The following is a 20,059-nucleotide window of genomic DNA, read 5'->3' as shown; positions in this document are numbered from 1 at the left end:
TTTTTGGGCGCCGCCCTCCCAGGAAACACGATGGACATCACCGAACTGCTCGCCTTCGCCGTCAAGAACAAGGCTTCCGACCTGCACCTTTCGGCCGGCCTGCCGCCGATGATCCGCGTCCATGGCGACGTGCGCCGCATCAACCTGCCGCCGATGGAGCACAAGGACGTGCACGCCATGGTGTACGACATCATGAACGACGGCCAGCGCAAGCAGTTCGAGGAAACCTGGGAGTGCGACTTCTCCTTCGCCGTGCCCAACCTCGCCCGCTTCCGCGTCAACGCCTTCAACCAGAACCGCGGCGCCGGCGCGGTGTTCCGGGCCATTCCGTCCAAGGTGCTGACGCTCGAGGAGCTGAACTGCCCGAAGATCTTCAAGGAGATCGCCGACACCCCGCGCGGCATCGTGCTGGTCACCGGCCCCACCGGCTCGGGCAAGTCGACCACGCTGGCGGCGATGATCGACTACATCAACGAGAACGAGTACGGCCACATCCTGACCGTCGAGGACCCGATCGAATTCGTGCATGAATCCAAGCGCTGCCTGATCAACCAGCGCGAGGTGCACCGCGACACGATGTCCTTCAACAACGCCCTGCGCGCCTCGCTGCGCGAAGACCCGGACGTGATCCTGGTGGGCGAAATGCGCGACCTCGAAACCATCCGCCTGGCGCTGACCGCGGCCGAGACCGGCCACCTGGTGTTCGGCACCCTGCACACCTCGTCGGCGGCCAAGACCATCGACCGTATCGTCGACGTCTTCCCCGCGGCCGAGAAGGACATGGTGCGCTCGATGCTGTCCGAATCGCTGCGCGCGGTGATCTCGCAGACCCTGCTCAAGACCAAGGACGGCCAGGGCCGCGTCGCCGCGCACGAGATCATGATCGGCACCCCGGCGATCCGCAACCTGATCCGCGAGAACAAGATCGCGCAGATGTACTCGTCGATCCAGACCGGCCAGAACGTCGGCATGCAGACGCTGGACCAGTGCCTGGCCGACCTGGTGCGGCGCAACATCGTATCGCCGGTCGAAGCGCGCCTGCGCGCCCAGAACAAGGACAGCATCGCCGGCTGAACGCAGGCTGCCATCCCGCCTTCACGCCTCCCGCCCCCCAAACCTCGCACCAGACTCCGCAGGAGACCACGCCCCGATGGAACGCGACCAGGCACTCAAGTTCATGCACGACCTGCTGCGGCTGATGCTGCAGAAGAACGGTTCCGACCTGTTCCTCACCGTCGGCTTCCCGCCGGCGATCAAGATCGACGGCCGCATCACGCCGCAATCCAACCAGGCGATGCAGCCCCAGCACACCGCCGAACTCGCGCGCGCGATCATGAACGACCGCCAGGCGGCCGAATTCGAGGCCACCAAGGAATGCAACTTCGGTATCTCGCCGGCTGGCATCGGCCGCTTCCGCGCCAACGCCTTCGTGCAGCAGGGCAGGGTCGGGCTGGTGCTGCGCACCATCCCGCAGCGCATTCCCAGCCTGGAAGAACTGGGCATGCCCGCGGTACTGAACGACGTGGCGATGAGCAAGCGCGGCCTGGTGGTGTTCGTCGGCGGCACCGGCACCGGCAAGACGACTTCGCTCGCCGCCATGGTCGATTACCGCAACGAGAACAGCTACGGCCACATCATCACGGTCGAGGATCCGATCGAATTCGTGCACCCGCACAAGAGCTGCATCGTCACCCAGCGCGAGATCGGCATCGACTCCGACTCATGGGAAACCGCACTGAAGAACACCTTGCGCCAGGCGCCGGACGTCATCCTGATGGGCGAGATCCGCGACCGCGAGACCATGGACTACGCCATCGCCTTCGCCGAGACCGGCCACCTGTGCCTGGCCACGCTGCACGCCAACAGCGCCAACCAGGCGATCGACCGCATCATCAACTTCTTCCCCGAAGAGCGCCGCCAGCAACTGCTGATGGACCTGTCGCTGAACCTGCGCGCGATGATCTCGCAGCGGCTGCTGCCGCTGAAGGAACGCAAGGGCCGCGTGCCGGCGGTGGAAGTGATGCTGAACTCGCCGCTGATCGCCGACCTGATCTTCAAGGGCAACATCCCCGAGATCAAGGAGATCATGAAGCGTTCGCGCGAAATCGGCATGCAGACTTTCGACCAGGCGCTGTTCGACCTCTACGAGGCCGGCAGGATCACCTACGAAGACGCGCTGCGCAACGCCGACTCCATCAACGACCTGCGCCTGCAGATCAAGCTCCACAGCAAGCTCGGCGAACAGCCGAGCGGCAGCGGCCTGCAGGACCTCGGCCTGGTCTGAGGCTCAGCCACCCTGCTCCGGCGCGCGGTCCTTGCGCCGGTTGCTGCCGGCGACCATGCGGTACTCGTACAGCCGGCACTCCAGCGCACCGTTGAACAAAGGCGTGCGCTTGCTGGCCTTCAGGCCGATCAGCTTCGGCATCGCCGGATCGGCGCTGAAGAAATGGCAGCGCCAGCCGCCCCAGCGCTGCTTGAGCGCATCGCCCAGGCGCGGGTAGAAGGCGGCCAGTTCCTCGGCCTCGCCGATGCGCACGCCATAAGGCGGGTTCGCCACCATCACGCCTTCGGGCGCGGGCGGCGTGCGCTCCAGCAGGTCGGCGCGGTCCAGCGTCACACACTTCGCCAGCCCGCCCGCATCCAGATTCACCCGCGTGCGCCGCACCCACTCGCCGACAATGTCCGAACCGAAGATCGGCAGCGCGCGCGGCGCCTGCCGCCTCGATTCGGCGGCACGGCGCACCGCCGCCCAGCCGGCACGGTCGTGGTGGCGGAACTTCTCGAAGCCGAAGCCGCGCCCCAGCCCCGGCGCGATGTCGAGCGCCATCATCGCCGCCTCGATCAGGAAAGTGCCGCTGCCGCACATCGGATCGAGCAGCACTTCGCCCGGCGTCCAGCCGGACAGGCGCAGGATGCCGGCGGCCAGGTTCTCCTTCAGCGGCGCCTCGACCGCGGCGGGCTTGAAGCCGCGCTTGTACAGCGGCTCGCCCGAAGTATCGACGTACAGCGTCGCCGTGTCCTCGGTCAGGAAGAGATGGATGCGCACCGCCGGATTCGCCGTATCGACGCTCGGTCGCCGGCCGCTGACGGTGCGAAAGTGGTCGCACACCGCGTCCTTGACCCGCAGCGTGATGAACTCCAGGCTCTTCAGCGGCGACTTGCGCGCCGTGACGTAGATGCGGATCGTGTCGTCGGCGGTGAACCACTTCGCCCAGGTCACGCTGTAGGCGAGCTTGTAGATGTCGATCTCGGCCCGGTAGCGGCCCTGCGCCACCCGCCACAGCACGCGCGTGGCGAGCCGGCTTTCCAGGTTGGCGCGATGGCAGGCCGCCCAGTCGCCCTGCCAGGCCACCCCGCCATGCACCGTCTGCACGCCTTTCGCGCCGAACGATTGCAGTTCGTCGGCGAGCAGGGCTTCGAGGCCTCGCGGACAGGGTGAAAAGAAGGCTTCGGCCATTGCGGGCTCCGGGCAGAGAGGGGACCGCATTGTACCGCCCGCCGCGAGCCCGCCGGACGGAATGCCTCATGTCCGGCGCCGCGAACGCCGCATGGGCGGGAAATATGCATTTCGGTGTTTTCCGTGCATCTCGGCCCCCGCGTGAGGCTATTATTCAAAATGTAAGCAAAACGCCGGGCGACAGCGACCATCGCATCGTCCACTGTCGCGAGGACCGCCATGGACATCAGACCTCTGCAGCAATCGCCTGCCCCGCGGACAGCCCGGATGTCATCCTTGCTGCTCGGCCTCGCCCTGCTCGGCCACTGCGCAGCCGCCCAGGCACGGCAGGATTTCGACTACATCGTCCAGCCCGGCGACAACCCGTGGAACATCACCACGCGTTATCTCAAGCACATCAACTATTGGCCGCGGATCCAGGATTACAACCAGATCCTCCAGCCGACCAGGATCCCGCCCGGCACCCGGCTGCGCATGCCGTTCGCGTGGATGCGGGCCGAAGCCGTGCCGGCGCGCGTGCTCGACGTGCTCGGCACCGTCGAGCACGACAGCGGTGGCCGGACAGGCCCCCTCTCGCCCGGCATGACACTCTCCGCCGGCGCCCTGATCCGCACCGGCCATGACGGCAGCGTGACGCTGCAGCTCCCGGACGGCAGCCGCAGCCTGATCGAAGCCAACTCCGAACTTCAGATCCGCACGCTGCATCGCCTGCAGGCTTCGGACGGGCAACTGGTCGGCATCGCACTGAAGCACGGCCGCATCGACAACAGCGTGCAGTCCGTCCGGCACAATGGCGGCCGCTACACCATCGAGACACCCGCTGCGGTGGCCGCCGTCCGCGGCACCGAATTCCGTGTCGCGGCGCTGGCCGACGGCATGCTGGCGGAAACGCTCAGCGGCGAGGTCTCGCTGCGCAACCATCGCGGCGAAACCCGCCTCGGCACCGCCACGGGCGCGTATGCAGCCGCAGGCAAGGCGCCCGGGCAGGCCGTCCGCCTGCTGCCTGCGCCGGGCTTGGAAGCCGTGCCCGGCGTCATCGACCGCCTGCCCTTCCGCCTGCCGATCGAAGCCGTCGCAGGTGCGGTGCAGTACCGCACCCAGATCTCTCCGCAGCAGAACTTCACCGCGCTCGCTTCGGACCTCGTCGGCGACGAGGCCGCGCTGCTCGGCAGTGCCGCGCTGGCCGATGGCCGCTACCACGTGCGCGTGCGCGCGATCGACAGCCGCGGCCTGGAGGGCTTGAGCGCCGAGCGCGAGATCGTCGTCGATGCGCGCCCGGAACCGCCCTTCCCCAGCCAGCCTGCAGCAGGCGGCTTCGCCGTGGAAGAAAACGTCGCCTTCCGCTGGGCTCGCGTCCCCGATGCCCGGGCCTACCATTTCCAGCTCGCCACCGACAGCGGCTTCGGTACGCCGGTCGTCGCGCACGAAGGACTCGACGGCACCGAACTCGTTCTCGACCACGGCCTGCCCGCCGGCGATTACTTCTGGCGCATTGCCGTCAGCACGGCGGCCGAAGGCCGCGGGCCGTGGTCCGACCCCCAGCCCTTCCGGCGCCCGCCAGCCGGCCCCTCCGCCACAGAGGCCGAAGTGGACGGCGACACGCTCCGGCTGCACTGGCGCGCTGGCGGCGAGGGCGACCGCTACCAGGTCCAGCTCAGCCGCAAAGCCGATTTCAACTCGCCCGAGCACGAATTCGACACCACCACCCCCGAAATCGCCCTCCACCAGCCCGAAGCGGGAACCTGGCATGTGCGCATCCGCATCCAGGAACCAGGCAGCCCGCCCGGCCCCTGGGGCCGGCCGCAACAGATCGACGTGCCGCACAGCCGCTGGCAGGCGCTTTTCCTGCTGCTGCCGGTGATTCTCGCCCTATGATCTCCATCACTTCTCCATCCACGGGAAGCGCGCCTCCGCCCGGGGAAAGCGAAGGCGGGGCGCCGCCATGGCTCCAGCTCGATGGATGGCATCGCATGCGCATGATCCCGAACCTCTCAACCGGGGCCGAAGGAGGCTAGCCCAGTGAGCCGCAGCCACCTGGCCGAGGCCTCCGGACGCCATCTGCCATGGGCAGCGGCAGCCATGCTTGCCTGCGTCCTGTCGCTGCTTTCCTGGCAGCCGGCGCAGCGCCTCGACCTGCTCGCCTACGACACGCTCGAACCGCTGTTCCGCGGCAAGGCCCGCACACAGGATGCGGTCGTGATCGCGATCGACGACGCCGCGCTCGACGCGCTCGGACGCTGGCCCTGGAGCCGTGCCGTGCATGCACGGCTGATCGATCGGCTCAGCGCCGCCGGCGTATCCGCCATCGGCATGCCGATCCTGTTTGCCGAACCCTCCGCCGACGACGGGCAACTGGCCGCAGCGATTGCCGCCTCCGGCCGCGTGGTCCTGCCGGTCGCGCCGCGCCAAGCCGGCGATGCCGGCGGCGTGGCCGATCTGCTGCCCACCGCCGAACTCGGCAGCGCCGCGGCCATGCTCGGCCATGTCGATGTGGAACTCGACGCCGATGCCCTGGTGCGCCGTACCTACAGCCGCGCCGGCAGCGGCACGCCGCGCTGGGAAGCGCTTGCCCTGGCGACGCTGCACCTGTCCAGCCCGGCCGGCCACGCCGCCGCCGTTGGGCAGCAGGCACAGAGCGGCGTGCGGGTCCGCAGCACCGCCTCCAGTCCGCTGTGGGTACGCGAAGGCGAGCTCCTGCTGCCCTATCCAGGCCCGGACACCCGGCCGCCCCGCATTTCGTATCACAGCCTACTCGAACGCCCTGAACTGGCCGAACAGTTGCGCGGCAAGGCCGTGTTCGTCGGCCCCACGGCCAACGGCCTCGACGCCAGCCTGCCCACCCCCGACTCCCGCCACAGCCAGCCGATGGCAGCGGTCGAATTCCATGCCCGCGCTTACGACGCCCTGCACGGCGGCCTGGTCTATCGCAGCGCGGGCAGCAGCGCCACCCTGAGCTTCGCCCTGGCCTTGCTGGCGCTTGCCGTCGTCGTCCACGCCCGCATCCAGTCGCCTGTCATCGCCGCCGCCGCAGTGGCCAGCCTCGCGCTGCTTCCGCTCGCCGCCAGCGGCATGACGCTCAATGCCTGGCAGCTGTGGGTTCCGCCCACCCCGGCGCTGGCCAGCCTGCTGTCCGGCAGCCTGCTGTGGTTCGGGCTGTACCTGCAGCGCACTCGCGGCAGGCTGCGCCACGTCCAGCAGGACGCCGACGCCACGCTGCGTTCGATCGCCGACGCGGTATTCACCATCGACGAAAGCACCCGCGTCACGCTGACCAACCCGGTCGCGGAGCGCCTGACCGGGCTGAACCGCGACGAAGCACAGGGCAGCCTGGTCGGCGACCTGGTCCGGGAACATACCGGCCAGACCCCGCAGATCGTCGGCGCCGTACTCGCCTGCCTGCAGAACCGGCAGACGATACGCCTGCCGGAGCCGATCGACTGGCAGGGCCCCGACGGCAGCCACTATGCCCTCAAGCTCACCGCGACCCCGGTCGGCGGTGCCGGCGGCGGCGCAGTGCTGGCGCTCAACGACGTCACCGACGCCATCGCCGCCACCATCCGGCTGCAGCACGAGGCCACCCACGATCTGCTGACCCGGCTGCCCAACCGCGCCCTGCTGCTCGACCGCCTGCGCCTGGCGCTGGCCAACGCGCAGCGCCACAACAGCATGCTGGCGCTGCTGTTCGTCGATCTCGACCGTTTCAAGCGCATCAACGACAGCCTGGGACACGATGCCGGAGACGCGGTGCTGCGGGACGTGGCCGCCCGCCTGCAGGCTTCGGTGCGGGCCGGCGACACCATCGCGCGCTGGGGCGGCGATGAATTCATCATCCTGCTCGACAAGCTGGAGGACCGCAACGCGGTGATCGCCGTGGCGCTCAAGGTGCTCGAAATCCTCGATCGCGAATTCGAAGCCGACGGCAACACCGGCCTGCTGCTGTCATGCAGCATCGGCATCAGCGTCGGACCCGAGGACAGCCCGAATGCCGAAACCCTGCTGTCGATGGCCGACAAGGCCATGTACCGGGGCAAGATCGAAGGCGGCAGCCGCTACACCTTCTACTCGCCGGAGATGAACACCTGGTCGCGCGACCGCCTGGACATGGAAACCGCGCTGCATCATGGTCTGGCCAACCAGGAGTTCGAACTGTTCTACCAGCCGCAGATCGAGATCGCCAGCGGCCGCCTGGCCGGCCTCGAATCGCTGATCCGCTGGCAACGCCCGGGCAAGGGGCGGGTGATGCCGGACGAGTTCATCACCGCCGCGGAAGAATCGGGCATCATCCGCGGCATCGGCGAATGGGCGATCCATGCCGCGATGAGACAGACCGCGCACTGGAACCGCGAAGGACTGCTCACGGTGCCGCTCGCGGTCAACGTATCGGCACGCCAGTTCTCCGACATGGCCATCGTCGACACCATCCGCGAAGGCCTCGCCGACAGCGGGCTCGCGCCGTCGATGCTGAAGGTGGAACTGACCGAATCGACCGCGATGCGCAATCCCGGCTACGCCGCCGAGCTGCTGCACAGCATCCACAACCTGGGCGTCAGCATCGCGGTGGACGATTTCGGCACCGGTTACTCCTCGCTGTCGCTGCTCAAGCGCTTTCCGGTATCGGAGCTGAAGATCGACAGGAGCTTCGTCGGCGACGTCAGCGACCACGACGCCGCCGCCATCGTGCGCGGCACCATCGCACTGGCCCACGGCCTCGGCATGACCGTGGTGGCCGAAGGCGTCGAGACCCAGGCGCAGCTGCGCTTTCTCGCCGACCACGGCTGCGACGTCGTGCAAGGCTACCTGTTCGCCCAGCCCCTGCCGCCGGACGAGATACGCAACTGGCTCAGCGGCCCGCCGCCGCATGCGCTGCACGCCATCAGCCTGCTCGGCAACAAGTGAGCACCCGCGGCGCGGCCTCGCCCTCCTTGCCGGCGAGCCGCTACAATCGGCAGCCTGCCCCGGCACCTCATCACCAGCACGATGTCCCCACCCGCTCCGCGTCCCGCCGACCGCCGCATCACCGGCCTGCTGCTCGCCGGCGGCCAGGGCAGCCGCATGGGCGGCGTCGACAAAGGGCTGGTCGAACTGGCCGGCCGGCCGATGGCGGCACATGTGCTCGAACGCCTGGCGCCGCAGGTCGACGAACTGATCGTCAATGCCAACCGCAACCTCGACGCCTGGCGGGCCTTCGGCCACCCGGTGTTCAGCGATGACATCGGCGGCTTCGGCGGCCCGCTGGCCGGCCTGCATGCCGCGCTGCTGCACGCCCGCCACCCGCTGGTGGCCACCGTGCCCTGCGACTCGCCCTTCCTGCCGGCCGATCTCGTCGACCGCCTGGCCGGCGCACTGCACTCGGCCGGCGCCCAGCTCGCCGTCGCGCGCACTTTCGACCGGCTGCAGCCGGTGTTCTGCCTGTGCCGCCGCGAACTCGCCGGCCCGCTCGCCGACTACCTTCACGGCGGCGGGCGCGGCGTCGCCCGCTGGCACGACACGCTGGACGTGGTAGAAGTGTCCTTCGACGACGAAGCCGCTGCCTTCCGCAACATCAACACCCCCATCGAACTCGCGGAAGCCGGCCGCAGCGTGAGCCTCGACGGCACCCCGGCCATCACCGGCATTCAGCAAAGGAACCCGACATGAAGCAGTACGACTACATCGCAATCGGCGGCGGCAGCGGCGGCGTCGCCAGCGCGCGGCGCGCGGCGGAATACGGCGCCCGCGTGCTGCTGGTCGAAGCCGCGCGCCTCGGCGGCACCTGCGTCAACGTGGGCTGCGTGCCCAAGAAAGTGATGTGGTACGCGTCGAACATCGCCCAGACCCTGCGCGACGCCTCCGGCTATGGTTTCGACGCACCGGCACGCCGCTTCGACTGGAACACGCTGAAGGCCCGCCGCGACGCCTACATCGCCCGCCTCAACGGCATCTACGCCAACATGCTGGACACGGCCGGCGTCGACGTCGTCGAAGGCTTCGCCCGTTTCGTCGACGCCCATACCATCGAAGTCGACGGCCAGCGCTACAGCGCGCCGCACATCGTCATCGCCACCGGCGGCCGCCCGGCAGTGCCGGACATCGCAGGCGCCGAACTCGGCATCGACTCGGATGGCTTCTTCGCCCTCGACCGGCAGCCGCGCCGCGTCGCCGTCGTCGGCGCCGGCTACATCGCGGTGGAACTGGCCGGCGTGTTCAACGGCCTCGGCACCCAGGTCGACATGCTGGTGCGCGGTCCTCACCTGCTGCGCCCCTTCGACGCCATGCTGCGCGACGAACTGGCCGAACAGATGCAGGCCAGCGGCGTGCGCCTGAACTTCGGCGTCCAGCCCGAGGCCGTCAGCCGCCAGGCCGACGGCAGCCTGCGCATAGCCTGCGGCGACGGCAAGGTCTTCGAGGCCGACGCCCTGGTGTGGGCCACCGGCCGCCGCCCCAACACCGACCGCCTGAATCTCGCCGCCGCCGGCCTCGCCGCCGACGACAAGGGCGTCATCCACACCGACGCCTTCCAGAACACCACCGCACCCGGCATCTACGCCATCGGCGACATCACCGGCCAAGCCGAGCTCACGCCGGTCGCCATCGCCGCCGGGCGCAAGCTGGCCGCGCGCCTGTTCCTGAACCAGCCCGACAGCCGGCTCGACTACGACTGCATCCCCACCGTCATCTTCAGCCACCCGCCGATCGGCACCGTCGGCCTCACCGAGGACGAAGCCCGCAAGCGCTTCGCCGAGGTCAAGGTCTACACCACCCGCTTCACCGCCATGTACCACGCGCTGACCGAACACCGCCCCAGGACGGCGATGAAACTGGTGTGCGAAGGCGCCGACGAACGCATCGTCGGCCTGCATGCCATCGGCGACGGCGCCGACGAAATGCTGCAAGGCTTTGCCGTCGCCGTCCGCATGGGCGCACGCAAGGCCGATTTCGATCGCACCATCGCCATCCACCCGACCAGCGCCGAAGAGCTCGTCACGCTGCGCTAGGAGCGCCGGAACCATGCCGATGAGCTACGAACAGCACCTGGACGAAGTCGCCACCCTGCTCTACGAACGCTACGAGCAAAGCGAAGACGCCGCGATCAAGCTGGTCATGGCCGCCCAGGAGGACGATTTCTTCAGCGGCCACGACGACGATCCGTCGATCTGTACCCAGGAACGCGCCGAGGCCGACGCCCGCGCGGTTTACCGCAAATACGGCCAGCCGCGCCCGGCGGCCCCGGCTGGCACGCAGGGGACGCCAGGGCGGCGGCCGAAAAGAAGATGACGCATCAGGGCAAGCCGCCGCCTGCATCCTGCAACCGCCGGACGACATGATCGCGGCCGACTTGCCGCACAGCCTTTTGCAAGCGCTTCCGCCTACTTCAGATCGGCCAGCGAAGCACCAAAGTTGATGTGGAAAGGCTGGCCGTCGATGACCAAGGCCGGAACCGACTGGACGCCGAAGCCCTCTGCTTCGGCAATGCGGGATTTCTGCTCGCCCAGATGCACGACCTCGACGTCGTAGCGCGCGGGGTCGAGCGCAGCGGCAACCTGCTGCTCCGCGGAAATGCAGATCGGGCAACCGGCATGGAAGAACAAAGCCTTGCTCATGATGACGCTCCTTGGGTTTCTGGATGTAATGGATGCAAACATGCATCGACTCGATGCATTTAAAGCATAGGCATCGTACACCCGCTGGTCAAGCAATGCTTCGAGGCGATACATTATTGCCATGACCACCGCCACCCTTTACCTCGAACGCCTGGGCGCGCTGCTCCAGCAATCCTTGCGCGAAGACGCCGCGCGCCACGGCCTGCTGCCGATCCACCTCCAGGTGCTGCAATACCTGGCGCAGGCCAACCGCTACAGCGACCTGCCGATCGCCATCGCCGACTATTTCGGCATCACCCGCGGCACCGTGTCGCAGACCCTGACCGTGCTCGAGCGCAAGGCGCTGGTCGTCAAGCAGGCCGACGCCCGCCACGGCAAGCGCATCCACCTGAAGCTGACGCCCGCCGGCATGGCGGTGCTGCAGAACAGTTGGGCCGAGCGCGTGCAAGGCGCACTCGACATGCACGCCGACGGCGCCGCGCTCGCCGACACCCTGCGCAGCCTCCTCGTCGCGCTGCAGCGCCTCAACGGCCAGCACGCCTTCGGCATCTGCCGGCAATGCGCCCACTTCCGCACCGACGGCGACACCACGCACTGCGGCCTGACCGGCGAAGCGCTGGCCATCGAGCAGACCGGGAAAATATGCCGGGAATGGGCAACGCCCGCCTGAGGGATGGCCGCTCCGAGAACCAGGCCATACGCCTGCCAGTGGGCATGGCTTACGGCGGCGTGCGCGAACTGGAGATTCGCCGTGAAGGCGATGTGATCACCTTGCGCCCCACTCGCCCGAGATGGGAATCCCTGGCCTTGCTGGCCAAGACCGACGCGGATTTCCTCCAGGAGCGGACGGCGGCGGTGGATGATGAAGGCCGGTTCGAGTTGTGAAGACCTGCATGCTCGACACGAACATCTGTTCGTTCATCCTGCGGAGATGCCCGCATCGGTTCTGCAGCGCCTGGCAGCCAGCGGCCGGCATCGCAGACGCCCCCTGGCGGCGACCTCGATCTGCCATCGAACGCCTGCTTTCAAGCTAGAATGAAAGCATCAATTCTGTACAGCCATCATCATGACCATCACTGCACGGGACATCGTTTCGCTGACCACCGCCCGCGCCCAGTTGTCGGAGTTGGCGGATCAGGTCAAGGCAGGCGCGGAGAAGATCATCACCAAGAATGGTGAGAGCTATGTCGCACTGATCGATGCGCAACGCCTGGACCACTACCATCGGCTCGAACGCGCGCACATCCACATGCTGCTGATCGACGATGCCGCAAGTGGCTTGCGAGATGTCGCCGAGGGCCGCAGCCGGGACGCCCGCGCGGCAATCGCCGATTTCAAGGCACGCCGCGCCAAGGAATGAGCAGGATTGCTTCTGTCCTCCTCACCCGAAGCTTCGAGCTTCATCTCGAAGCCATCGAACGCTTTCTGGACGAGACTGATGCGTCCGGGCATTTCGATGCACTCCTCGATACCCTGCACGACGTGGTGATCCCGAACCTCGAGCGCCACCCGGACATGGGCCGCGATTTCCTCGTCCGCCCTGTGCAATCAGTCGAAGCGGCCTCACAACTCGAACGGCTCGTCTCCCAACTCGAAATGCTGGACCCCACGGGCAGCCTGCGGGAATACGTGACGGCACGGCATCTGGTGCTGTATGCGCACATCGGCGATACCGTGCATCTGCTCGCCATCCGTCACCATCGCCAGTTATCGTTCGATTTCGAATCACTGGGCATGTGAAGCAGCCAAGGAAACCACCGATGACTTCCGCTCTCGAATTCCACTCCGTCAGCAAGACTTTCCATTCGCGCGGCAAGACCGTGCAGGCGCTGCGCGACGTCAGCTTCGACGTCACCGAAGGCGAAGTCTTCGGCTTCGTCGGCCCCAACGGTGCAGGCAAATCGACCACGATCAAGGTGATGCTCGACGTCATCAACGACTACGAAGGCGAGGTAAGGCTGTACGGCGTGTCGGCACGCGAGGCGGCCTCGCGCAAGGGCATCGCCTACGTACCGGAATCGCCCGCGCTGTACGAGCAGTTCACGCCGATGGAGATCCTGCGCATGGCGCTGGACATGTACGACATCCGCCGCCCGGACGCCGAGATCTGGTGCATGCAGTGGCTGGAGCGCTTCTCGGTGGCGCAGAACGCCCGGCGCCGCATCCGCGAACTGTCGAAAGGCAACGCGCAGCGCGTGGCGCTGGCCCATGCACTGGTCGTCAGCCCGCGCCTGCTGGTGCTGGACGAGCCGCTGTCGGGCCTGGACCCGGTGGGGCGCAAGGACGTGGTGGACATCCTGGCCGACTACAAGCGCGAAGGCGGCGCGATCTTCTTCACCTCGCATGTGCTGCACGACGTCGAGCGCATCGCCGACCGCTTCGGCTTCATCCACCAGGGCGAACTGCTGACCACCCGCTCGCCGCGCGACCTGGTCAGCGAACGCGCCGACCGTTTCATCGTCCGCTATCAGGCCAATGCGCCGCTCGACGGCGAGCACGTGGTAATCCGTGAAGGCGAGTACGAACAGGAGATGGACGAATCCGCCCTGCCCGGCTTCCTCGCCCGGCTGCAGACGGCCGGCGGCCGGCTGGTGACGGTCAAGCCGGCGGTCTCGCTGGAGACGGTGTTCTTCAAGATCCTGGAAGAACGGCAGCCGGCCTGAACAGCGAAGCCGGCAGTGCGGGCCTAAGCGCCCTCCACCCCCTCGAACACCTCGGCCGCCGGGCAGCGGAAATCGACGCTGGCCAGTTCCAGTTCTTCATCCGCTGCGAACGGATACAGCACCCAGTGCCCGGTAGCGTCGCGGCGGAAGACCTCGACACGGCGCTGCTCGACCGAAACCAGCACGTATTCCTGCAGCGACTCCAGCGTGCGGTAGGCGGCGAACTTGTCGCCGCGGTCGTAGGCTTCGGTGGTCGGCGACAGCACCTCGACGACCAGCACCGGATGGCGCTTGACGTGGCTTGCCCCGGGCTGGCGGTCGCGCGGGTCGCAGGTGACGAGGATGTCGGGGTAGTAGAAGCTGTTGGCGGCGTCGACGCGGACCTTCATGCCGGAGATGAAGACCTTGCAGGGCTTGCCGCGCAGATGGGCATGCAAGCCGACGAACAGGTTGCCTGCCGCCGTGCCGTGCGCATCGGAGGCGCCGCTCATGGCAAACACTTCGCCGTCCACGTATTCGCTGCGGAAGGGCTGTTCGCTTTCCCAGGCCAGGAAATCGTCTGGCCCGAACGGAATCTTGGGCTCGGGCAGGCTCATGGTTTTCCTCGCTGCACTTCAGGGAACACCTCAGGGTTTCACGCCGTCGAGCATAGCCACCCGGCACGGGTGCCGCAATCTCGCGGGCCGGCCGGATTCCGCCATGCGCTCGTTCAGAACGGCTTGAGCACGACGAGGAAGACCACGACAAAGAGAACGACCACCGGAATCTCGTTGAACACACGGAACCACACGTGGCTGCGGGTATTGCGGCCCTCGGCGAAGGCGCGCAGCAGGCGGCCGCAGTAGAGGTGGTAGCCGATCAGGAAAACGACGAGCAGGGTCTTGGCATGCAGCCAGCCGCCGGCGAAGCCGTAGCCGAACCACAGCCAGAAGCCCAGCACCACGGCGAGGATGCCCAACGGCGTCATGAAGCGGTAGAGCTTCATCTCCATCATCGCCAGGCGCTCGCGGGTGGCGGCGTCCTCGACCATGGCGTGATTGACGAACAGGCGCGGCAGGTAGAACAGGCCGGCGAACCAGCTCACGACGAAGATGATGTGCAAGGCCTTGATGGTCAGCATGTCGATGAAATCTCGATGATGGAAAAAAAGAGGAAGACGGAGGCAGCGGCTCAGCGCCGGCCCGGCAGGGCGCGCAGTCCATCCGCCACCGTCGGGTAGCGCAGCGCCGTACGCAATTCCCGCTTGATGCGGCGGTTGTCGAGCCGGCGCGATTCGCCCATGAAGGACAGCGTCAGCGGCGACAGCCGCTGGACGATCTGTTCGCGCGGCAGCCGCGGCGGACGCGGCAGCGCCAGCGCGTCGGCCACCGCATCGAAATACTCGCCCATCTTCAGGCCGGAATCGTCGCTGGCGTTATACACGCGGCCTGCACCGGCACGGAACATCGCCATACAGGCCAGCCGGGCAAGATCGTCGGCGTGGATGTGATTGGTGAAGACGTCGTCTTCCGCGGCGAGCACCGGGTCGCCGCGCCGCAGGCGTTCGAGCGGCAGGCGGTCCGCGGCGTAGATGCCGGGCGCCCGCAGCACGCTGACGCGCACGCCGCTGCGGCGCCCGAAGCGGCGCAGCCGGCACTCGGCATCGACTCGCCGCAATGCCCGCGCGGTGCTGGCGCGGCAGGGCCGCGTCTCGTCGACGGAGGCGCCGCCGCAGTCGCCGTAAACCCCTGTCGTACTTATGTATACGAGGCCCTGTGGTAGACTCCGGCCCGCGCCGGACGCGGCCAGGAAGCGCGTCATCCGGGTGTCCGTGGCCCCCTGCGCAGGCGGCGGGGCGAAGTACAATACGACATCGGCAAGCCCGGCCAGCCTGGTCAGGCTCCTGCGGTCGTCGAGATCGGCCCGTACCGGCACCGCGCCCGCAATCCGCAGCGCGTCGGCCGCATCGGCATGGCGTACGAGGGCGAGAACACGAAAGCGCTGCGTCAACCACGGCAGGCAGCGGGCGGCGACATCGCCACTGCCGACGATCAGGACTCTTTTCATCCCGTCATTATCACACGCACCATGAGCTACCGGATTTCCCTCCAGCCTGGCGATCATTCGTTCGACGCCGCCGACGGCCAGACCGTCCTCGAAGCAGCACACGATGCCGGCCTGCTGCTGCCGCACAGTTGCCGCGACGGCGCCTGCGGCGCCTGCAAGGGCAGGATCGTGCAGGGCTCGGTGGATTACGGCAAATACTCCGCCGGCGCGCTGAGCGCCGCCGACCAGGCCGAGGGCTATGCGCTGTTCTGCTGTGCGAAGCCGCTTTCCGACCTGGTGCTGGAAGCGCGCAACGTCACCCGTGCCGGCGACATCCCGGTCCGGAAGCTGCCCAGCCGCGTGCAGAAGCTGCAGCGGCTGGCCGACGACGTGATGCTGCTCGACCTCAAGCTGCCGGCGAGCGAGACCTTCCGTTTCAAGGCCGGCCAGTACATCGACATCCTGCTCGCCGACGGCCAGCGCCGCAGTTTCTCGATCGCCAATGCGCCGCACGACGCCAGCCATATCGAATTGCACGTGCGCCGCATCGATGGCGGCCGCTTCACCTCCCACGTCTTCGAGGGCATGAAGGAAAAGGACATCCTGCGCATCGAGGGCCCGCTGGGCAGTTTCTGGCTGCGCGAGGATTCGCAGCGCCCGATCGTCATGGTCGCCGGCGGCACCGGCTTCGCGCCGATCAAGAGCATCGTCGAACATGCGGTCGAGACCGGCCTGCAGCGCCCTGTCACGCTGTACTGGGGTTCGCGCGACCGCGCCGGCCTGTACCTGGACGAACTGGCGCGCGGCTGGGAAAGCCGCCTGCCGAACCTGCGCTACATCCCGGTGCTGTCGGACGAAAAGCCCGGCGACGCTTGGGACGGCCGCCGCGGCCTGGTGCACCAGGCCGTGCTGGACGACTTCGCCGACCTGTCGGGCCACGAGGTCTACGCCTGTGGCGCGCCGGCGATGATCGATGCGGCACGCGCCAGCTTCCATACGGAACGCGGCCTGCCCGAGGGCGCCTTCTTCGCCGATGCCTTCACCTTCGCCAGCCCGGCAAACTGACCCGCCCACCGGAGCCGCAATGAGCCAGACCGTCCTGCTGACCCGCGAACCCGTGGTCAACAAGCGCCACGCCATCACCGCGAACCGCATCATCGCCCACGGCCCGAACGTCGCTGCGGTGGTCGAGGTGCTGAACGCACGGACGGCGGCTTGGCCGGCTCATCACGCCGTCTTCGTCAGCCTCGGCCGCCTGGTGCCGACACCCGAACTGCTGAACTGGCAGATGCCGGACAACGCCTCGATCGAGATTCCCGCCCAGACCCTGGGCCATCCGCAAACGCAGGCGCTGATGGCCCAGTTGCAGGAAGCCGGCCGGCCGATGAACCTGACCTGGTATACGCCCGGCACGGCGCTGCCGGCCGGCATCGACTGGCGCTTCGTGCTGATGGATGCGCGCCGCGTCTCCTCGCCGGCCGGCGCGCCCGGCCTCAAGCTGGCCTGGGGCCTGGCCGAAGCCGGCGGCTTCCGCCCGGCGATCGGCGCCGGCTTCGACGGCGCATCGGGCTGGTTCTTCCTGCACGGCCACCCGCCCGCCAAGGAGTTGTCGCCCAGCCACGCCCAGATCATTCGTCTGCTCAACCTGGTGCGCAACAATGGCGAAGTCCGCGACATCGAGGTGGTGCTGAAGCAGGACGTCGCGCTGTCCTACAAGTTGCTGCGCTACATCAACTCGGCCGGCTTCGGCCTGATGTGCGAGATCCAGTCCTTCCGCCACGCGGTCAGCATCCTCGGCTACACCGCACTCAACAAATGGCTTTCGCTGCTGCTCGTCACCGCCAGCCGCGATCCGAGCGCGCCGGCGATGATACAGACTGCGATCGCCCGCGGCCGCTTCATGGAAGAGATCGGCGCCGACTACTTCGATGCCGCCGAACGTGACAACCTCTTCATCACCGGCGCGTTCTCGCTGCTGCCGCTGCTGCTCGGCACTTCGATGCAATCGGTGCTCGACGAAATGAACCTGCCCGCCGGCATCACCGATGCCCTGGTGCATGGCGAGGGCGAATTCGCCCCCTTCCTGCGGCTGGCGCAACAATGCGAGAGCTTCGACGGCAGCGGTCTGACCAAGGCAGTCGACGACCTTCACCTGCCCTGCGAGCGCGTCAACCACGCCTTGCTGACCGGCCTCGGCTTCGCCGACAGCCTGCAGGCCTGAGAAGGCTGACGCCAATTGCAAACTCGGTCACATGCGGAACCGGCACGGCCCGCTAAAATCCCCCCAAGCCACCCCGACCCGCGCGCCTCGCCGCCCATGCTTCCCGCCGTATTCTGCACTCTCGAACGCCAGCCCCGGACCGATGGTGCGGTGACCATCCTGCGCCTGCTGGCGGCCAGTTCGCCCAACTGGCCGGAAGTTGCCCTCGTCGCCGCCCGCGACCCCGTGCTGAGTCTCGCACTGCTGATTGCCCAGCCGCTGGCCGACAACGAGCTTGGCGACGGACTCAACAGCGTGCTGCGCCGGCGCCTCGAACGCATCGGCATCGATCTGCTGCGGGCCTGGCTGGTGGGGCTCGGACACGCGGCCGGCCATGACCCGGCCGCATCCGAGCAAACCTTGCTGCGGGCCGAATGCGCGCTGCATCTCGCGATCGAGACACGCTATGCACGCCCCGACGAAGCCTACCTGGCCGGGCTGTGGCACGGCTTCGCCCCCCCTTCGCCGGATGTCGGCAAGGCCACCACCCCGGCCCGGCACGCCCCTTCGCTGGCCACGCTGGTCGATCACTGCGGACTGCCCGGCAGCCTCGGCGATGCGCTCGAACTGGGCACCGTACTGGAAGAGCAGTTCGCGAGCGCGCACCCTTTGCTGCCCATCGTCGCCGCGGCGCTGCGGCTGGCCGACCCGCAATGGCAGGAACGGCTGCCCGAAGCCGCGCGCCTGACCGGGCTCCATGAAGGGGTGTTGAGCAGCCTGCGCACCGATGTGGACTACATCGTCTCCGGGCATGCCGCCTATCCGCCGCGGTCCGCCCCGACAGCCGAGGCGGCGGCAGCCGGTACCGCAGCGCTGGCCGACGACCCTTACCGCAGCGCCGGCATGCTCGGCCTGTTGACGGCGGCATTCGTCGACCTCGACCCCGCACAGGTCGAAGACCGTCTTGCCATTGCCTGCCCGCTGTTCGGCCTGCACCGCATCCCCACGCTGCTGGCGGCCGACGAGGACGGCATCCTGCGCCCCATGCTGCCCGCCGCGGCAGGCAGCGCCGCCGCGCTCATCGACGAACTGCGGCTCAGGCTGGACGACGAGACCAGCGCCGTCGCACTGTGCGCGCGCAATGAACACACCACCCGCTTCGTCCGGCACGGCAGCCGCAGCGGACGCAGCCTGGCCGACTGGCAGATCGCCCGCTGGCTCGGCCTCGAAGGCTTCTGCTGCCTGCCCCTCACCACCAACGGCCAGGCCGTGGTGGCGCTGATCGGCATGGATCATGAAGGCGAACTCGACAGCGATCTTTGCTGGCGCTACGCCGCGCTGCTCGGTGCCGCAGCGCGCTCGCTGCGTGCCGCGCAGCGAGCGCAGAACGAGATCAGCCGCCGCGAAGCCACGCTGCACCAGCGTTTCCACGACCATCTGCGCAAGATCGTGCACGAAGCGAGCAATCCGCTGACGGTCATCAAGAGCCGGCTGGAGATGCTCGGCATCCAGCGCCCGGACGACACACCGCTGAAGGACGAACTGGTGCAGCTCAACACCGAGCTGGATCGCATCGACAATCTGCTGCGCAGCGCCAGCGCGTTGCCGCAGGAAGCCCCCGAGACACCGCGCTGCCAGGTACCGGCACTGCTGCTCGACATGCGCTCGATCTACGGCGACACGCTGTTCGGCCAGCGCGGCATCCAGTTCGAGCTGCGCGCGCCCAGGCAGCTTCCGCCTGCGGCGATTCCCGCCTCCGCGCTCAAGCAGGTATTGCTCAACCTGTTCCGCAACGCCTCCGAAGCGCTGCAGCCCGGCAGGCGCCTGGTGGTGTCGGCGCTGTCGCAGATCACCGTCGATGGCCGTGCCAGCCTCGAGATCCGTCTCGTCGACAACGGCCCCGGCCTGCCGCCGGAACGCATGGCCGATCCCTTCTCGCCGCAGCGCAGCCAGAAGGGCGGCAAGCATCAAGGCATCGGCCTCAGCATCGTGCACGACATCCTGTCACGCTGGGGCGCGACGCTTCTCTGCCGGAGCCAGCCGGGCAACGGCACGAGCTTCCAGATCTTTCTGCCACTGGAACAATTGGCCTGAATATTGCATCATGTTGTGACAAATAACATTTAGACATAAT

19 protein-coding genes and 1 pseudogene are annotated in these 20,059 nt (G+C 67.8%); 15 read left to right on the top strand and 5 right to left on the bottom strand.

The window, feature by feature from the left end:
* The first annotated feature begins 30 nt into the window (after positions 1–30).
* Together TBU01S_RS03870 and TBU01S_RS03865 are read left to right on the top strand one after the other, a co-directional pair.
* Complete coding sequence (locus tag TBU01S_RS03870; RefSeq protein ID WP_068635320.1) at positions 31–1,074, top strand: type IV pilus twitching motility protein PilT; 1,044 nt, start codon at positions 31–33, stop codon at positions 1,072–1,074.
* 76 nt (positions 1,075–1,150) lie between these two features.
* The gene (locus TBU01S_RS03865; protein WP_068635319.1) at positions 1,151–2,284 is read left to right on the top strand and encodes a PilT/PilU family type 4a pilus ATPase; all 1,134 of its coding nucleotides are present in this window, start codon (positions 1,151–1,153) and stop codon (positions 2,282–2,284) included.
* Positions 2,285–2,287: 3 nt separating this feature from the next.
* Here the strand turns inward: TBU01S_RS03865 and TBU01S_RS03860 are convergent, their stop codons facing one another.
* Positions 2,288–3,457 carry a THUMP domain-containing class I SAM-dependent RNA methyltransferase gene (locus TBU01S_RS03860; RefSeq protein WP_068635318.1) on the bottom strand — a complete coding sequence of 390 codons (1,170 nt, stop codon included), beginning with the start codon at positions 3,455–3,457 and terminating at the stop codon, positions 2,288–2,290.
* 267 nt (positions 3,458–3,724) lie between these two features.
* Here TBU01S_RS03860 and TBU01S_RS03855 point away from each other — a divergent pair, with 267 nt between their 5' ends.
* The 5 genes and pseudogenes from TBU01S_RS03855 to TBU01S_RS03835 form a co-directional block, all read left to right on the top strand.
* A complete protein-coding gene (locus tag TBU01S_RS03855) occupies positions 3,725–5,332 on the top strand; it encodes a FecR domain-containing protein (RefSeq protein WP_088178832.1) in 1,608 nt (535 codons plus the stop codon).
* A 144-nt stretch (positions 5,333–5,476) separates the two neighbouring features.
* Positions 5,477–8,353: an EAL domain-containing protein gene (locus tag TBU01S_RS03850; protein ID WP_245650845.1), complete on the top strand. Its 2,877-nt coding sequence runs from the start codon at positions 5,477–5,479 to the stop codon at positions 8,351–8,353.
* An 81-nt stretch (positions 8,354–8,434) separates the two neighbouring features.
* Positions 8,435–9,094 (top strand): molybdenum cofactor guanylyltransferase MobA, encoded by a 660-nt coding sequence (mobA, locus tag TBU01S_RS03845; RefSeq protein WP_068635316.1) that lies wholly within the window; start codon positions 8,435–8,437, stop codon positions 9,092–9,094.
* Entirely contained in the window at positions 9,091–10,431 is a 1,341-nt protein-coding gene (gorA, locus tag TBU01S_RS03840; RefSeq protein WP_068635315.1) for a glutathione-disulfide reductase, read from the top strand. Before mobA ends, gorA begins: the two co-directional genes overlap by 4 nt.
* A gap of 13 nt (positions 10,432–10,444) precedes the next feature.
* A pseudogene (locus TBU01S_RS03835) lies at positions 10,445–10,648 on the top strand (hypothetical protein); the annotation flags it as partial.
* A gap of 155 nt (positions 10,649–10,803) precedes the next feature.
* Here TBU01S_RS03835 and TBU01S_RS03830 read toward each other — a convergent pair.
* On the bottom strand, positions 10,804–11,037 hold the full coding sequence (locus TBU01S_RS03830) for a thioredoxin family protein (RefSeq protein WP_068635313.1): 234 nt from the start codon (positions 11,035–11,037) through the stop codon (positions 10,804–10,806).
* A 121-nt stretch (positions 11,038–11,158) separates the two neighbouring features.
* Here TBU01S_RS03830 and TBU01S_RS03825 point away from each other — a divergent pair, with 121 nt between their 5' ends.
* From TBU01S_RS03825 to TBU01S_RS03805, 5 genes are all read left to right on the top strand, one after another.
* Complete coding sequence (locus TBU01S_RS03825) at positions 11,159–11,707, top strand: MarR family winged helix-turn-helix transcriptional regulator (protein ID WP_068635312.1); 549 nt, start codon at positions 11,159–11,161, stop codon at positions 11,705–11,707.
* A complete protein-coding gene (gene vapB / locus TBU01S_RS03820; RefSeq protein WP_068635311.1) occupies positions 11,689–11,922 on the top strand; it encodes a type II toxin-antitoxin system VapB family antitoxin in 234 nt (77 codons plus the stop codon). Before TBU01S_RS03825 ends, vapB begins: the two co-directional genes overlap by 19 nt.
* Before the next feature lie 181 nt (positions 11,923–12,103).
* Positions 12,104–12,397, top strand: coding sequence for a type II toxin-antitoxin system Phd/YefM family antitoxin (locus tag TBU01S_RS03815; protein ID WP_068635310.1), 294 nt, complete (start codon positions 12,104–12,106; stop codon positions 12,395–12,397).
* On the top strand, positions 12,394–12,777 hold the full coding sequence (locus tag TBU01S_RS03810; protein WP_068635309.1) for a type II toxin-antitoxin system RelE/ParE family toxin: 384 nt from the start codon (positions 12,394–12,396) through the stop codon (positions 12,775–12,777). Before TBU01S_RS03815 ends, TBU01S_RS03810 begins: the two co-directional genes overlap by 4 nt.
* A gap of 20 nt (positions 12,778–12,797) precedes the next feature.
* The gene (locus tag TBU01S_RS03805; RefSeq protein WP_068635308.1) at positions 12,798–13,700 is read left to right on the top strand and encodes an ABC transporter ATP-binding protein; all 903 of its coding nucleotides are present in this window, start codon (positions 12,798–12,800) and stop codon (positions 13,698–13,700) included.
* A 23-nt stretch (positions 13,701–13,723) separates the two neighbouring features.
* Here the strand turns inward: TBU01S_RS03805 and TBU01S_RS03800 are convergent, their stop codons facing one another.
* The 3 genes from TBU01S_RS03800 to TBU01S_RS03790 all read right to left on the bottom strand — a co-directional run bounded on the left by TBU01S_RS03800 (position 13,724) and on the right by TBU01S_RS03790 (position 15,746).
* On the bottom strand, positions 13,724–14,296 hold the full coding sequence (locus tag TBU01S_RS03800) for a Uma2 family endonuclease (protein ID WP_068635307.1): 573 nt from the start codon (positions 14,294–14,296) through the stop codon (positions 13,724–13,726).
* A gap of 113 nt (positions 14,297–14,409) precedes the next feature.
* A complete protein-coding gene (locus TBU01S_RS03795; protein WP_068635306.1) occupies positions 14,410–14,820 on the bottom strand; it encodes a CopD family protein in 411 nt (136 codons plus the stop codon).
* Between the two features lie 50 nt (positions 14,821–14,870).
* The gene (locus TBU01S_RS03790; protein ID WP_068635305.1) at positions 14,871–15,746 is read right to left on the bottom strand and encodes an NAD(P)H-binding protein; all 876 of its coding nucleotides are present in this window, start codon (positions 15,744–15,746) and stop codon (positions 14,871–14,873) included.
* Between the two features lie 21 nt (positions 15,747–15,767).
* On the opposite strand from TBU01S_RS03790, the gene TBU01S_RS03785 reads away from it, so the two are divergent.
* The 3 genes from TBU01S_RS03785 to TBU01S_RS03775 all read left to right on the top strand — a co-directional run bounded on the left by TBU01S_RS03785 (position 15,768) and on the right by TBU01S_RS03775 (position 20,019).
* Entirely contained in the window at positions 15,768–16,790 is a 1,023-nt protein-coding gene (locus TBU01S_RS03785) for a CDP-6-deoxy-delta-3,4-glucoseen reductase (protein WP_068635304.1), read from the top strand.
* Positions 16,791–16,809: 19 nt separating this feature from the next.
* A complete protein-coding gene (locus TBU01S_RS03780; RefSeq protein WP_068635303.1) occupies positions 16,810–17,946 on the top strand; it encodes an EAL and HDOD domain-containing protein in 1,137 nt (378 codons plus the stop codon).
* A gap of 96 nt (positions 17,947–18,042) precedes the next feature.
* Entirely contained in the window at positions 18,043–20,019 is a 1,977-nt protein-coding gene (locus TBU01S_RS03775; RefSeq protein WP_068635302.1) for an ATP-binding protein, read from the top strand.
* Positions 20,020–20,059: the final 40 nt, after the last annotated feature.

The sequence above is a fragment of the Thauera butanivorans NBRC 103042 genome, assembly GCF_001591165.1.
In the GTDB taxonomy this organism is placed as follows: Bacteria; Pseudomonadota; Gammaproteobacteria; order Burkholderiales; family Rhodocyclaceae; genus Thauera; species Thauera butanivorans.
The sequence above is the reverse complement of the archived record's forward strand: the minus strand, read 5'-3'. Positions and strand labels throughout refer to the sequence as shown.